Annotated in this window: 9 protein-coding genes; 4 read left to right on the top strand and 5 right to left on the bottom strand. The window is 70.5% G+C overall.

Features of this window, described 5'->3' with window-relative positions; translation table 11 throughout:
* The 3 genes from CCN37_RS31540 to CCN37_RS31530 all read right to left on the bottom strand — a co-directional run.
* On the bottom strand, window positions 1-3,030 hold a 3,030-nt coding region (locus CCN37_RS31540), incomplete at its 3' end, for an amidohydrolase family protein (RefSeq protein ID WP_086827897.1).
* A 96-nt stretch (window positions 3,031-3,126) separates the two neighbouring features.
* Entirely contained in the window at window positions 3,127-3,627 is a 501-nt protein-coding gene (locus CCN37_RS31535) for a CAP domain-containing protein (protein WP_210408295.1), read from the bottom strand.
* A 122-nt stretch (window positions 3,628-3,749) separates the two neighbouring features.
* Window positions 3,750-6,797, bottom strand: a complete 3,048-nt coding sequence (locus CCN37_RS31530) for a bifunctional cytochrome P450/NADPH--P450 reductase (RefSeq protein WP_086827895.1) — start codon at window positions 6,795-6,797, stop codon at window positions 3,750-3,752.
* Between the two features lie 60 nt (window positions 6,798-6,857).
* Between CCN37_RS31530 and CCN37_RS31525 the strand changes: the two genes are divergently transcribed.
* On the top strand, window positions 6,858-8,120 hold the full coding sequence (locus tag CCN37_RS31525) for a PAS domain-containing protein (protein WP_143261896.1): 1,263 nt from the start codon (window positions 6,858-6,860) through the stop codon (window positions 8,118-8,120).
* Here the strand turns inward: CCN37_RS31525 and CCN37_RS31520 are convergent.
* Together CCN37_RS31520 and CCN37_RS31515 are read right to left on the bottom strand one after the other, a co-directional pair.
* The gene (locus CCN37_RS31520; RefSeq protein ID WP_168200949.1) at window positions 8,095-9,315 is read right to left on the bottom strand and encodes an MFS transporter; all 1,221 of its coding nucleotides are present in this window, start codon (window positions 9,313-9,315) and stop codon (window positions 8,095-8,097) included. The two genes, CCN37_RS31525 and CCN37_RS31520, sit on opposite strands and share 26 nt — an antisense overlap.
* Window positions 9,312-9,872 carry a helix-turn-helix domain-containing protein gene (locus tag CCN37_RS31515; protein WP_168200948.1) on the bottom strand — a complete coding sequence of 187 codons (561 nt, stop codon included), beginning with the start codon at window positions 9,870-9,872 and terminating at the stop codon, window positions 9,312-9,314. Before CCN37_RS31515 ends, CCN37_RS31520 begins: the two co-directional genes overlap by 4 nt.
* A gap of 140 nt (window positions 9,873-10,012) precedes the next feature.
* Here CCN37_RS31515 and CCN37_RS31510 point away from each other — a divergent pair, with 140 nt between their 5' ends.
* The 3 genes from CCN37_RS31510 to CCN37_RS31500 form a co-directional block, all read left to right on the top strand.
* Window positions 10,013-12,472 carry a GH92 family glycosyl hydrolase gene (locus tag CCN37_RS31510; protein WP_086827889.1) on the top strand — a complete coding sequence of 820 codons (2,460 nt, stop codon included), beginning with the start codon at window positions 10,013-10,015 and terminating at the stop codon, window positions 12,470-12,472.
* A gap of 51 nt (window positions 12,473-12,523) precedes the next feature.
* Complete coding sequence (locus tag CCN37_RS31505; protein WP_256388091.1) at window positions 12,524-13,495, top strand: tyrosine-type recombinase/integrase; 972 nt, start codon at window positions 12,524-12,526, stop codon at window positions 13,493-13,495.
* 67 nt (window positions 13,496-13,562) lie between these two features.
* Window positions 13,563-14,090 (top strand): FMN-binding negative transcriptional regulator (locus CCN37_RS31500; RefSeq protein WP_143261895.1); only part of this gene is annotated, 528 nt, incomplete at its 3' end.

Here is a 14,090-nt window from a genome sequence, read left to right as displayed (position 1 = left end):
GACTTTGGCAGGGGCCATGCGGGCGGCGGGGGTGGCGAAGGGCTTCAGGAGGTCGTCGACGGTGTGCAGCACTCCGCCGACCATGACCTGGCGAACGGCGGCCGCGGCGTTGATGTCGGCGAGCGGGTTGCCGTCCACAAAGGACAGATCGGCCATGGCGCCGCGCGCGACCACGCCGAGGCGGCCGTGGTGGCCGAGCCAGCGCGCGGTGTTGCCGGTGGCAGTGGTGAGCGCCTCGTGCGGGGTGAAGCCGTAGCGGACCATGGCGCGCAGGTTGGTGTGCAGCGAGATCGCGGGGTTGTCCAGCGGGGCGTCGGTCCCGGCGATCACCAGGCCGCCGCCGCGGTGCACGCGCAGCACCATGTCCACATTGGACTTGAGCATCGCGCGCACGGCCTCGCCGGCGGGGAGCTTGGCGTCGTCGGCCTTCTTCACCAGGCGCTCGTACTCCCACGACGGGTAGAGCGTGCGCGTGCGCCGGTCCTCCACGAGTGAGCGGTCGTCAGCGTAGAGGACCGAGGAGTTGAACAGCGTCGGGGTGATCGACATCCCGGAGCGCACGAAGAGCGTGATGGCGTCGGCGTAGGCCCGCCCGAGCCGGGACACGGTGTGCGAGTAGCCGAGCCGGTTGGTGGCGCCGGTGTGCTCCATGCCGTCCATACCGATGTGCTCGGCCGGGTAGAGGTAGTGCGAGGACAGCGGCATCCCGGCGCGGTGGGCGGCGTCGATCACGCGCTTCTGGTACTCCACGGGCAGCCGCACGTAGGTCTTGATCATGTCGTACTGGAGCTCCCGCGCGCGCTCCAGTTCGAGGTCGAGCTGCGCGAGGGACCGCGTGGGGCGCATGAAGTTGTAGTACACGCGCGAGCCGTCGATGGCCTCGCCGGTGGCGAAGAACCGCGGCCCGACCTGGGCGCCCGCGTCGAGCGCCTCGCGGGTTTCGAGCATCTGGTAGACGGGGTCGCCGGGCGAGCGCGTGGTGGTGATGCCGTAGGCCAGCCACGCCCGCCCCTGCCGATCACCCCACTGCCGCCCGCGCAGGTGCCAGTGGTTGTGCGAATCGATGAGGCCGGGCATCACGGTCAGCTTCGACGCGTCGACGGTGGCGCGCCCGGGCCGCGTGGGCACGACGCCCTCGATGCGGTCGCCGTCCACGATGATGTCGACGTTGCGGCGAAGCTCGCGCGCCTGGCCGTCCCACAGCGCGCCCGCGCGGATGACGGCCTTCTCCTTGACCTCGGGGCGCTTCCACGTGAGGTCGAGCGGGATGGTCGCGGCCCGGCCGCCCTTGATCGACTGAGTCCGCAGGCGCCCGTTGTTGAGGTACAGCAAGGTGTCCGAGCCGATCCACGCGAGCGAGTCGGTGACCTCGCGGGTGACCTGGCGGGCCGCGCCGGTGAACTTGCCGCGCGCGTCGACCGGGACGATCCACGCGGTGGACTCCACGACGAAAGCGAGGTGCTTGCCGTCGGGCGACCACACCGGGCCATCGTCACCGCGCGCGGCGATCGAGGCGAAGGGCATCGGCTCGGTGTAGGTGAGCGCGCCGCTGGCGAGGTCGACGGTGAGGATCTGGCTCGTGCCCTCGCGGAAGCGCTTGGAGAACGGCTTCACCGCAGCCAAAGCGATCGTGCCACCGTCCGGGGACCACGTGATGCGGCCCGGCATGAACAGCGTCGGCGTGACCTGCTTCGGAGTTCCTCCAGTGTCTTCCCTCTGGGGGAGGTCAACGATCCACGCCGCACCATCATGGTCTTGATACGCGATCCGCTTGCCATCGGGCGAGAACCGAGGCGTCAGCTGCGCACCGGAGAGCCCGGTCAACCTGCGCTCAGCGCCCGAGGCGAGATCGCGCACCCACAGGTCGGCATCGCCCGCGCGGTCGGACACATACACCAGGGACTTGCCGTCGGGCGCGAAGTCGGGGTCGGAGTTGAAGTAGCCGTCGGAGACGATGCGCTTCGGCCGCGCGTCCCCGATCTTCAGCAGCCACAAGGCGTTCAGCGCGCGGAACGCGATCTGCTTGCCGTCAGCGGACACCACGGGCGAGGCGATGCCGCGAGCCGCCTGGGCGCGACGGTCGGTGATGTCGCGGACGAACTGCCGGTAGACGCGACGCGTGGTGACCGGAACCGAAGCAGCGAAAGCGATGTCGGCAACGGTTCCCGCGCTGAGCTTGCGGCGGCGCAGGTGGCCGTTGGACGTGTAGATCGCCTCATCGGCGGACAGCCACGTGGCGGCGAAGCCGAACACGTCCTCGTCCGAGCTGATCACCTTGTCCCCCAACACGAGCTCGGCGACAGCGCCGGTGAGCCGCATGTAGGAGAGCCCGTTCGGGGCGAAGGCGGGGCCATAGACCTTCGCGCCGCCGGTGGCGGTGACGGCCCTGGTCACGGCGCCTGAAGCGATGTCGAGGACATCGATGGCCGTTTCGTCCACTGTGTACGCGACGCGAGTGCCGTCCGGCGACCACACGGGCGCGGCCTGCTCGGCGGCCGTATCACTCAGCGTGGTGATCTGCTTCGAGGCCAGGTCGAGCCGGAAAACGCCGTAGCTGCCGGTGTTTCCGCGATCGGAGGTGAACACGACGGACTTGCCGTCCGGCGAGAACCGGGGCTCGCGGTGGTCGTAGGCGCCCTTGGTCAGCTGTGCGAGCCCGGAGCCGTCCGGCCGCACGGTCCACAGGTGGTAGTTGCCGTCCCGATAGGACTGGAAGACGATCCGCGAGCCGTCCGCCGCGACGTGCGGCAGCGTGGCGTCGGCGAGGTCGTCGGTCAGCCGCCGCGCGGTTCCCCCGCGCTCCCCCACCACCCAGATCGCCGTGACCAGGTCGAACGCGATGACCTTGCCGTCGGCGGAGGCCGAGGCACTGATGTTGGTGCCCTCGGTGAGCTCGACCCGGGGTTTGCCGCCCTGCTCCGCATCGGCCGGAGCGGCGGCCGCGGTGGCCGGAACGCTCCCCAGAGCTGCCGCCGCGGCGACGACTCCACTGCTGCGCAACAGGTCCCGACGGTTCAGGTCGAAGCTCATGCGGCTAGCTTCGCACGACCCGCTGACACCCACATCGCCGCGCCGGAGCGCGCCCGTTCGGAGCACTCCGGCGCGGCGAACGGCCCAGCGAGTGACTCAGCGAGTGCCGAAGTTCTGCGTCCAGTACGTGGTGTAGCGGGTGCCCGGCTTCGACACGAAACCGACGCCCAGCTCACGCAGATCGCAGTTGAGGATGTTCTTGCGGTGGCCTTCGCTGTTCATCCACTGCCGCACGGTCTTCTCGGCGTCGCGGTAGCCGGCGGCGATGTTCTCCGCCCACGAGCGGCCGACGTACCCGGCGCGCGCCATGCGCTGGCCGGGGTCGCTGCCGTCCTTGCCGGTGTGGCTGAAGTAGTTCTGCGCGGCCATGTCCTCGCTGTGGGCCTGCGCGGAGGCGGCGAGCTGCGGGTTCGGCGTGAGCGCCGGGCAGCCCGCCTCCGCGCGGTGGCCGTTGGTCAGGTCGAGCACGAGCTGCGCCTCGGCCACCGGGTCGAGCAGGGCGGCCGAGTCGATGTCGGCGTGCGCGAGGCCGGGAGCGAGGGTGGTGGCGAGCACCGCGCCCAGAACGAGCGCGGCCGAGCGGGATCGTGCGGTCATCAGCGATGCCTTTCCGCCGTCCGGAGTACAGGGAACCGCCATGCTCTCGATCACTCGTTCGTGTCACTACCCCCAAACGGACGGTGCGTTTTCGCGATTTCGAATCGTGCTAACGGCGGTTGTCAGCCCGCGTACACGTCCTCGACGTAACGGTCCGTAGCGATCAGCTCGTCCAGCCAGCGCTGCGAGGCGGCCTCGTCGGCACCGGTGCGGGCGGCGTGGACCGCGAGGAAGCTCTGCCGCACGGCCGGGCTCATCCGGCGGCCGTCGCCGCAGACGAGCACGCGCGCGCCCGCCTCCAGCAGCTCCCACACCTCGTCGGCGTCGGCGGCGATGCGGTGCTGGACGAACTCCCAGCCGTGCTCCGGCGCCTTCCAGAAGGTCGGCCGCATCTTCACCGCGCCCGCCACCTCAGCCGCCTCGAACTCCGCTCGGTGCAGGTAGTCCACGTCGGGGTGGTCGCAGCCGAAGTAGCACAGCGCCGGGCTGGTGACCCCGCGCGCGACGCGATCGGCGATGCCACCGCGGAACGGCGCGAGCCCGGTGCCCGCGCTGATCATGATCACGGGTTCGTCCGAGGCCAGGCGGAACACCTCGCGGCACGGCGACACTCGTGCGCGAACGGTGTCACCAGGACGCAGCCGCGTCACGTGGTGCGAGCCGACTCCGACGAAGGAACCGTTGCGCAGCGGGGAAACCATCAGATCGACGACGTCAGCGGAGTTCTGCGGAGACGACGAGATCGAGTAGTGGCGGGGCCGCATCGGCGCGACGCAGCGGAGGAACACGTCGAGCGGCAACGTGCCCGCCGGGTGCGCTTCCATGATGTCGAGCAGGCTCTCCCCGTTGGCGCGCAAGGCCGCGCGCTCCGGCGGGCAGGGGTTGTGCTCAGCCAACAGGCGCACGTGCTCCTCGGTCGCGGGGTCTTGGAGCTCGACGAAGTGCGTGAGCAGCTGGCGCACGGTCACCGGCCGGTCGACCGGCAGCGGGGACCGCCCGGAGAACGCGATCAACTCGTCCAGGTCCAAGCGCAGCAGACGAGCCGCGCGCTCCACCTGCTCCGGGCGGTTGTCCGGGAGCACGGTCAGGTGATCAGCCGTCCGGTAGGTGGCACCCGCTGGCAGGGCTACCCGAAGGTGCCGCTTCGACCGGCCGAGCGGGTGATCGACGTCGACCAGCTCGTCGTTGGACAGCACGGTCATCCGCTGGAGCCCGTGCCGAGCGTCGAGCGCGGAGGTGGTGTCCCCGATCAGCGGCGCGACCGTCCACTGAGGACCTTCCTGTGGCTTCGCGGAAGGATCGCCATAAGCCTCCAGCAGCGCCGCCCACATCCGCGCGCTCCACGCCGCCACGTCGCCGTCCAGGTCGCCGGAGGCATCGGCTTCTCCGCGCTCCACAAGGCGATTCGCACCGGAGGACGCGAGACCGGCATCGATCAGCGTGGGCATCCGCTGGTAGGTCGCGGCCCAGTTGCGATCGCCGACGCCGAGCACCGCGTAGTTCACCCCAGAACCGTCCATTTCGGACAGTGCGGCGTCGAACGCGACGGCGTCGTCGGTGGGACGGCCGTTGTAGGAGGCCGCGACGATCACCACGGGCCCGTCCGTGGGCAGGCCGCTCGCGTAGTCGTCGAGCGGCGCGACGGCGGTGTCGAAGCCGAACTCCTTGCCGTCGTCGGCGATGCGCCGCGCGAACTCCCGGCAGGTGCCGAGGTTCGAGCCGTGCAGCACGCGCAGCGCCGTCCCCGCCTTGGCCTGCCCGGCGACCGCGCGCTGCACGCCCTGGGCCGCCTCGACAGCGATTACTCGGGATGTCCTGCGCGCGAGCTTCATCGTGAAGCCACTGGGCTTGAGGGTCAGCGTCTCCTTGATGTCCAGCTGGTAGTCGGCGTGGTCGATGAGCCGGTAGCGGTGGATCAGCAGACCGAGCAGCAACGTGGCTTCGTGCAGGGCGAACTGGCGGCCGATGCACGCGCGCTCGCCGGTGCCGAACGGCTTGAAGGCGTGCACGGGCCGGGCCTTCTCGCGCTCGGGTGTGAAGCGGTCGGGGTCGAACGCCTCGACGTTGTCGCCCCACACCGGGTCGCGGTGGAGCGCGGGCGTGAGCACGATGACCCACTGTCCTTGGTGGATCTCCTGGCCGCCGAGCGTGGTGTCCACAGTGGCCTCGCGCGCAAAGGCCGCCGCCGTGGGCCACAGGCGCAGCGCCTCGTTGAGGATCTGCCGGACGTAGCGGAGCTTGCCGACGTCGGCGAAGTCCGGGTCCGGGCGCTCGGCCTCGCCCCACATCGCGTCGACCTCCGCCTGGGCGCGGGCCAGCACGACGGGGTTCTTGACCAGGTAGTGCAGCGCGAACGAAAGCGCGCCGGAGGTGGTCTCGTGCCCGGCGATCAGGAAGGTGATCACCTGGTTGCGGATGTTGATCTCATCCAGCTCCCCGCCGTCGAGCATCAGTCCCAGGAGGTCGCCGGTGCCGTGCTCCCCACTGGCCTTCCGCGCGGCGATCACGTCGTCCACGATCTTGTTCATCAGCGCCACGTCGGCTTCGAACTGCCTGTCTTCCTTGCGGTGCAAGGGCGCTGTCCACGGCAGCTCTCGGGTCTTGGCCTGCACGCGGCCGAGGCTGCGGCCGAGCGCGCTGACGAACGGGTGCTCGGTGGCGCGGTCGAAGGAGCCGAAGTCGTAGCCGAACCCGGCGAGGCCGATCGTGTCCATGGTCAGCTTCGTCATGTCCTCGGGGACCTGCACGGGCTCGCCGTCGACGTGCCGGTCCCAGTGCTCGATCAGCGTCCTGGCCACCTTGAGCATCGTCGGGTGGTAGGTGCGCATGGAGCTCATCGCGAAGGCGGGCAGCAGCGCGTCGTGCGCCTTCTGCCAGTTCGGCTCGTGGTTGTAGGCGGTGAACAGGCCGTCCCCGGCGATCTCGCGGACCATCTCCAGGCCGGGCGCGAGGTGCTTGGCGAAGCGGCTCTCGTCGGAGACCTCGGCGACCAGGTCGGCGCCGCACACGAAGACGACCTCGCGGTCGAGGAAGCGGCGGGTGAAGACCGGTCCGAGCGACCGGGCGTTGGCCAGCGCGGTCTGCACGGGGCGTCGGCGCACGTCGCCGCCGAGGAGGTCGCCGAGCAACGGGAGGCGGTGGGGCGGGTGCGGGAGCCGGCTGGTGTCCATGTGATCAACGCTTCCAGTGCCGGGGTGCCCGATCGGTCATCCGTGCTACAGAATCCTGTAGTGCACTCCGAACGATCCGGTGTTGACGGCCTGATGGAGCTGTTGGTATCGACCGAGGTCATCGCGGCGTTCCGGGACCGCGACGGCCGCTACGTCTGGGCCTCTCCCGCCTACGAGCGGATGGTCGGCGGGAACGTCGTGGGAACGACGGTCGCCGACTGGGCCGACGCGGCGACGGCCGAGCGCGTTCGCGTCGAGGACGAGCGCGTGTGGAGCGGGCGCGCGGTGCGGTGGTCGCCGGAGAACCCCGGTCACTTCACGTCGGCCTCGGGCGAGCGGGTGTGGCTGGCCGGGCGGAAGTCCCTGGTCGGCGGGCCGCTGCTGGGCATGATCGCGGTGGACACGAGCGCGTGGCTGGCCGATCGCCGTGCGCTGACCGCCGCGCAGACCCGGCTCAGCCGCTTCCTCGCGCACGCCCCCGCGGTCTCGACGATCACCGACGCGGAGCACCGCTACGTGTGGGTCGGCGGGCTCGGCCCGGAGGAGGCGTTGGGGCGCTTGGTCGCCGAGGTCCTGCCACCGGAACTGGCCGCGCAGGTGGTCGAGCAGAACGCGGCGGTGCTCGCATCGGGCAACTCGCGCCAGGTCAGGGTCAGTTCGGCGACCGAGGAGTGGTCCGGGCACCGCTTCCCGCTGCCGCAACCGGACGGCGGCACGCACGTGGGGACGATCTTGCTCGACGTCACGGAGCAGGAGCGGGCGCGGCGCTCGGCGGCGACCTGGCGCAACCGGTTCCTCGCGCTGCTGGACCGCTCCCCCGTGCCGACCTGCGTCGCGACGAAGCACGGCCGCATCTCCGTGGCGAACCCCGCGATGGCCGCGGCGCTGGGCCGACGCCCGCGCGAACTGGTCGACGCGGACCTGGAGATCTTGTTCAGCACCGCCGACACCGAGACGCACCGGCGGCTGATGCACGAGCTGAGCACGGGGCGGCTGGCGCGCCGCGCACTGCGCGTGACCTGGGAAGGGTACTCAGGAACCCTTACCGTGCAAGCGGTCCCGGACGACGAGGGCTTGGCGCTGCTGGCGACGCTGGCCGTCGACCCCGAGGCTCCGCCCGAGCCGCCCGCGTTGTCCGAACGGGAGCGGGAAGTGCTGACGCGCATCGCCGCCGGGGAGAGCACGACCGTGATCGCCCGCGCGCTCGGGTTGACCGTGGAGGGCGTGACCTACCACGTGACGCGCATGGTCAAGCGCTTCGGCGTTCCCAGCCGCACAGCGCTCGTGGCGCGCGCGTTCACCCTCGGGTTGCTTCCGGCGTAGACGCGTGGCGCAGCCAGGGAAGCAGCAGGCAGGGCACGGCGGCCAGAGCTTCCACGCCCGCGCTGGCCAGCATCACCGGCGTGGTCCCGAACTCTCCGGCGAGCCAGCCAACCGCCGCCATGACCAGCGGCGTGATCCCGAGGCTGAGCAGTGCCTGCACGCTGCTGGTGCGACCGCGGAACGCGTCGTCGGTGTTGGCCTGGCTCAACGACCCGCACAGGATGCCCAACGGCCCGCCGAGCAGGCCGATCAGCAGCGTGGACGCCACCGCGAGGCCCAGGTTCGGCGCGAGCGTCGCCCCGGCGATGCCGATCGCTTCGCCCAGCGCGCACACCGCGATGCCGACGCCGATGTGCCGCCGCACGCGCACGCGGAGCATGACGAGCGCACCGATGGCGGCTCCCGCGCCGAACCCGGCGAGCAGGAAACCGATGCCGGGCGGCCCCCACCCGCGCTCCTCCGAGAGCAACGCGAGCCCGATGTTCATCGGCCCGACGAAACCGATGTTGAACAGCAGCGCCACCACCATCAACGTCCGCAAGAGCTTGTGCGACAACAGGTATCGCAGCCCGGCGCGCAGCGACTCCCAGTAGGGCTCGCGCTCCGGGGCAAGCTCGATCGGGCGCGGGCGCAACTTGCGGATCGCCAGCAGGGACACCAGGAAGGTCACCGCGTTGGCCGCGCACGCCAGCGCGAGCCCACCGAAGGCCACCAGTGCTCCGCCGAGCGGGGCGCCCAGCATCATCGCCGCCCGCAAGCCGAGTTCGCGCAGCGCGGCGCCGTCGGAGAGCTGATCGATCTCCAGCAGGCGCGGGCGCAGTGATCCGGCGGCGGGCATGAACACCGCGTCCACCGCGCCGAAGATCAACGCGATGGCCACGAGCAGCCAGATCTCCGTTGCGGCGAGAGCGATCCCGGCCGCCGCGAGCATGATCACCGCGCGCAGGGCGTCGCTGCCGATCATCAGCCGGAGCGCGTCGAAGCGGTCGGCCAGCGGCCCGCCGAGCACCATCAGAAGCAACCTCGGCACGGCGGAGACGGCCAGCACGACACCGGCGACTCCGGGCGAGGCCAACTGCACGGCCGCCCACGACAGGGCGACGTACCAGATCTGATCACCGAGGACGGAGATCGCCTCGCCCGCGACGTAGCGGCGGTACTGCGGGACCCGGTAGGCCGGGATCGCGGTGGTCACGGGCGTTCCGGGAACATGTGCAGGAACATGAAGACGCGCTCGCGGCCGTCGTCGGCGCCGCCCCGGCCCACCTGGGACCAGCGGAGGAGCACCTCCTGGATCTCCTCGCTCATCGCGCGCAGTTCGTCGGGCGTCAGCCGCAAACCGCCCTCGGTGCTGGTGGCAGCGTCGGTCCACTCCTCCGGCCAGCGGCCGCGCTCGTAGGCGCTCAGCCGTTCGAGCTGGTCAGCGACCATCTGCGCCTTCACCGTCGCGACGATCGCCTTGCCCTCCGGATCGGCGAAGTCCGAGCTCGACCAGCTCGTCGAGCCCGGGACCGCGCGCCACCACCGCTCGCGCCGATCGCGCGCCAGCTCCGGCGCCTCCTCGATGTAGCCGGTCCTGCCCAGCTCCCTCAGGTGGTAGCTGACCAGGCCCGGATCGGTCTCGGTGCGCTTGGCGAGCGCGCCCGCCGTGGCGGGGCCGAGCTGCGTCAGCAGCCGGTAGAGCTTCCTGCGCAGCGGCTGCGCCAAGCCCTTCAGCACTTCGGGGTCGGTGATCCTGCGGCGTTCGTCCACGGGGGCCAGGCTACATTCAGAAGATTTCTTCCGGAAGACTTCTTCTGGATCGGACAGGAGTGCGGACAAGATCTTGACCGCCGGGCCGCACGGCACTGGACTGGGCTCCTCCGCCGCCGCGAACTCTGAGAGGCACTGCCATGCCCCTGCGCGGACGGCGGACGCTCGCCCTGCTCCTCGCGATCCTGTTACCGCAGGTCGCGGCCGCATCCCCAGCTCCGGAGGCCAATCCAGCCGAGCACGTCAACCCGCTGATCGGCACCAAGGGCGGGGAGACCTGGCCCGGCGCGGTCACGCCGCTCGGCATGCTCCAGTGGAGCCCGGAGAACACGCGCGGCAACCAGAACCGCACCGTTCGGCCCGGCGGCTACGGCTACGACCACACCAAGATCCGCGGGTTCAGCCTCACCCACCTGAGCGGAACGGGCTGCGCGGGCGCGTTCGGCGACATCCCGTTCTTCCCGCACCCCGGCGAGGTCACCAGCTCCCCCACCGCGGATCTGACCGACTCGATCTACGCGAGCACCTTCAGCCATGCCAACGAGATCGCCAAACCCGGCTACTACTCGGTCGGCCTGGACTCCGGAGCGCGCGCCGAGCTGACCGCGACCACGCGCACCGGCTCGGGCCGCTTCACCTACCCGCAGGGCAAGCCCGCGACGATGCTGTTCCGCACCTCCAGCTCGGAGGTCGGCTCCAGCGACGCGGACCTGCGCATCGACCCTGCTCGGCGCACGGTCAGCGGCTCGGTCACCGGCGGCAACTTCTGCGGCTACATCAACGAGGTCGGCCGCCGCAGCTACTACACGCTGCACTTCACCGCCGAGTTCGACAAGCCGTTCACCAGCACGGGGACCTGGCAGGACGACAAGATCACGCCGGGCTCCACGACCTCGCGCGGCGGCACCGGCTGGACCACGGGCTCGTTCCCGAACGCGGGGTGGCCCGTGCCGGGCAAGGGTTCCGGCGGCTACGTCACCTTCGACACGGGCGGTCAGCCGGTGAACGCGCGCGTCGGCATCTCGTTCGTGAGCGCCGAGGGCGCGCGGGCGAACCTCCGCGCGGAGAACCCCTCTGGCACGAGCTTCGACCGCGTGCGCGCCAGCGCCTACAACGCCTGGAAACGGCAGCTGTCCAAGGTGAAGGTCTCCGGTGGAACACGCGATCAACTCGCCACGTTCTACACCTCGATCTATCACTCCTTGTTGCACCCCAACGTGTTCAATGACGTCGACGGCAGCTACGTCGGCATGGACCAGAAGGTGCACCGCGTGGGTGGGCCGCAGCGCGCTCAGTACGCCAACTTCTCCGGCTGGGATGTCTACAGAGGACAGTTGCAGCTGTTGACGCTGCTCGAACCCGAAGTCGGCTCCGACATCGCCCAGTCGCTGTACAACCAGGCTGAGCAGAACAACGGAATCTGGGACCGCTGGACGCACGGCGCGGGCGGCACGCACGTGATGACCGGCGATCCGGGGCCGGTGTCCGTCGCGAGCATCTACGCCTTCGGCGGCACCAAGTTCGACACGCGCGGAGCGCTCAAGTCCATGACCACGTCGGCGCGCACGGTGAAGCCGGAAGACCTCAGCCGTGACGGGTGGAACGTCATGGTGATCGGTCAGCGGCCTTCTCTGGACAAGTACCTCAACCAGCACTACGTGCCCGCGGACGGCAACGCGTGGGGCGGCGCGGGCGAGACGCTGGAGGACGTTGCCGCGGACTTCGGCATCGCGCAGTTCGCGCGGCGACTCGGCGACACCCGATCGCACGACGAGTACCTGGCCCGATCGGGTTACTGGCGCAACGTGTTCAACCCCGCGACCGGCTACATCCAGGACCGCATGTCCGACGGCAGCTGGCGGGCGCCGTTCGACCCGGCGGGCGACGAGGGCTTCGCCGAGGGCAGCAGCGCCCAGTACACCTGGATGATCCCCTTCGACGTGCGCGGACTCGCCACCGCGATGGGCGGCCCCGAAGCCACGATCGCCAAGCTGGACAAGTTCTTCCGCAAGCCGGACGGCTCGTGGGCGCTGACCAAGGCGGGCGGCCTGCACTCGGAGATGGACAACGAGCCCTCGATCGGCGCGCCGTGGGTCTACAACCACGTCGGCGCGCCCGCGAAGGCCCAAGAGACGATCCGCCAGGTGCTGAACACGTTGTGGCGCAACGCTCCTGACGGCATCCCCGGGCAGGACGACCTCGGCGCGATGTCGGCGTGGTACGCGTTCTCGGCGATGGGCCTGTACCCGCAGTACCCCGGTCGCGGCGAGCTGCTGGTGTCCGCACCGCTGTTCCCCAAGATCACGATCGACCGGGGGTCGTTGGGGCGCATCACCATCAACGCGCCCGGTGCCGCCGCCGACAAGGCGTACGTGGCGGGCCTTTCGCTCAACGGGCGCGCCACCGGCAAGACCTGGCTGCCCGAGTCGTTCCTGAGCGGCGGGCGCCTGGACTTCACTCTCTCCGCGCGCCCGTCCGCCTGGGGATCGGCCCCGGCTGACGCTCCCCCGTCGTTCCGCGCGCCGAGCACTCCGCCGGTCTTCGCCCCGTCCGCGCGTTCGGCCCTGCCGAGCTCGCTCTCCACGGCGTTCCCGTCGTAGTGCACCTCCTCGGATGATGATCTTGTCGGTGGGGTGGGGGAAGATGGCTGGGTGACTGTGTTGTGCGACTGGATTCGCGCCTACCTGGAGCACATGCAGGCGCGCAAGCTCTCCGTCAACTCGCTGCGCGCCTACCGCCGCGACCTGGAGTCGGTGGCCGAGGACCTCGCCGTGGTCCTCGGCCACTCCCCCGCGGACATCGTCGTGGAGGAGATCACCAGCGGGCCGCTGCGCTCGGCCTTCGCCCGCTTCGCCGGCCCGCGCTCGGCGGCTTCGGTCACCCGCGCCTGGTCGACCTGGAACGGGTTCTTCGGCTTCCTGGTGATCGAGGGCGCCGCCGTTGGCAACCCCATGCAGGTCGTTCCCAAACCCCGCACACCGATGCGCGCGCCCAAGCCGTTGCAGGGCGAGGACACCCCGGAACAGCTGCTGCGCCGCGTCGCCGAGGGTGCTCGCGCCGCCCGCAACCCCTGGCCGGAGCGCGACCTCGCCGTACTGGCGACGTTGCTGTGCACGGGTGTCCGCTCCGCCGAGCTGCTGGGGCTGACCGTCGCCTCGCTCGTCGGCCGTCCCGGAGAGCGGCGCATCCAGGTCAGCGGCAAGGGCGGCAACCGCCGCTCCGTGCCCATCGAGCGCCCCCTCGACGAGATCATCAACGCCTACCTGGAGAGCAGGCGCGTGCGCTTCGGCCTGCGCGTTCCCGGTGCCGCGCCGCTGTTCGTCGACCACCGCGACGAAGCGCTGCGCCGAGGCGGGCTCCAGTACCTCGTGCGGACCTCGCTGCGCGCGGCGGGCGTCGGCGACCGGGTGCAGCGCGGCGCGCTCGTGCACGCGTTCCGGCACACCTTCGCCACCCGGCTCGCCGAGGACGGCGCGTCGGTCATCGAGATCGCCAAGCTGCTCGGGCACGCCTCCATCACCGCGAGCCAGAACTACATCGACGCCACCGCCCGCGAACAGCGCATGGCCGCCGGGTCGAACCGCACCTACGCCGCGCTCGCCGAGGTCGCCGACGCGCCCTGAGTGGCACTCGGTTCTCCCCCGTGAGTGGCACTGGGGTGGCGCGGTCGCCTGACACAGGATCGATGACGTGCTGATCCACCCGTGGGACGCCCCCACCGACGACGACCACTGGCGCGCCTGGGTGCGCGACGGACACGATTTCGGCCAGCTCATCGCGCCTGGGCAAGGGCGAGAGTTCCCGGTCGTGGTGCCGACTCACTTCGTGCTGGACGGGGATGAGGTCCTGGTGCACCTCGCGCGGCCGAATCCGGTGTGGGCGGCCCTTGAGGAGAACCCCCGGGTTTTGTTGACGGTTGTCGGGGATTACGCGTATGTGCGGTCATCGTGGAACGGGTCAGCGGAGCACGGGGTGCCTACGTCGTATTACGCGACGGTGCAGTTGGAGTGCTCGGCGCGGATTGTCGACTCTGCGTCCGAGAAGGCGGAGTTGTTGAATCGGCAGTTGGAGCATTTTGAGCCCGGGGGTTCGCGGTGTCCGGTTTCTGCGGTGGAGGGGCCGGATCGGCGGTTGTTGCCTGGGATTCGGGGGGTGGTGTTGGCTGTTACGGGGGTTCGGGCGAAGTTCAAGTTCGGGGGGAATAAGGATGCTGAGCAT

The organism is Allokutzneria sp. NRRL B-24872, assembly GCF_002155965.1.
Classification (GTDB): domain Bacteria; phylum Actinomycetota; class Actinomycetes; order Mycobacteriales; family Pseudonocardiaceae; genus Allokutzneria.
Note: the sequence above shows the minus strand (reverse complement) of the source record. Positions and strands in the feature narration are given on the sequence as shown.

Coding starts and splice junctions, on each gene's coding strand:
- CCN37_RS31535 (WP_210408295.1), bottom strand. CDS start 3,627: ATGACCGCACGATCCCGCTCGGCCGCGCTCGTTCTGGGCGCGGTGCTC.
- CCN37_RS31530 (WP_086827895.1), bottom strand. CDS start 6,797: ATGGACACCAGCCGGCTCCCGCACCCGCCCCACCGCCTCCCGTTGCTC.
- CCN37_RS31510 (WP_086827889.1), top strand. CDS start 10,013: ATGCCCCTGCGCGGACGGCGGACGCTCGCCCTGCTCCTCGCGATCCTG.